Below are 871 nucleotides of genomic sequence, written 5' to 3' on the forward strand. Positions count from 1 at the left end.
TGTTCATAACGAGCGTGACCAGTTTCGTGCACGATTCCCATTAATGATTGCATAAACTCACTCTCATCGTAACGAGTTGTGATACGCACATCGGTAGGAACGCCGCCACAGAACGGGTGGACACTCTCATCGAGTCGACCATGCTCGAAATCGAACTGAAGCAGCTTCATCACTTGCAAGCCCAGTGCTTTTTGTTTTTCAGCAGGGTAATGGCCGTTAGGAAGCAGAATGTTATTTGATTTTTGCTTTTCAATTGCTTCGTCAATTAAAGAAGGCAACCATGTTTTGACGTCAGAAAACAGTGTATCTAAAGAAGCCGACGTCGTGCCTGGCTCGTAAACATTCAGCATCGCATCGTATGGCGTTGTGCCATTTGCGTCTGCACGAATTTGAGCCTCTTCTTGGGATAGCTTTACAACTTCTGCCCAGTTCTTCTCAAAACCGGCCCAGTCATTATTAGCACGCTGTGTGCGCCAAGCGTGCTCACACATCGAACCGGCAAGAGAACTTGCTTGAACTAATGATTCTGGAAGAAGGTTTGCAAGCTGCCATTCGCGTTTCATTTCACGTAACATGGCTCGCTCTTGCGTGGCGAGGGTTTCTTCTTCTACTTGTGCAAATAGATCCTCAAGATGTGGCTGAGTCATGAGCGAGTGGATGTGTACTTCAAGTTCAGCCATTGCGTTGGAGCGTGCTTCAGCACCGCCTGATGGCATCACAGCAGCTTGATCCCAGCCTACAATTTCTAATAAATGACCAAAGTTGGCGACTTTTTTTGAATGTTCGACGAGTTTTGTAAATGCATTCATTGTGACTACTCTTATTTTTGTTCTTTCCCTAAACACCCGAAAAGGGTCCTTCACATCAAGTC

The 871-nt window shown here is 46.0% G+C and carries 1 pseudogene; it reads right to left on the reverse strand.

What is annotated here, in order from left to right:
* Positions 1-809 (reverse strand): annotated as a pseudogene (locus R7Q48_RS25760) (carboxypeptidase M32); the annotation flags it as partial.
* Positions 810-871 lie beyond the last annotated feature (62 nt).

The sequence above is a fragment of the Vibrio sp. 378 genome (genome assembly GCF_033339435.1).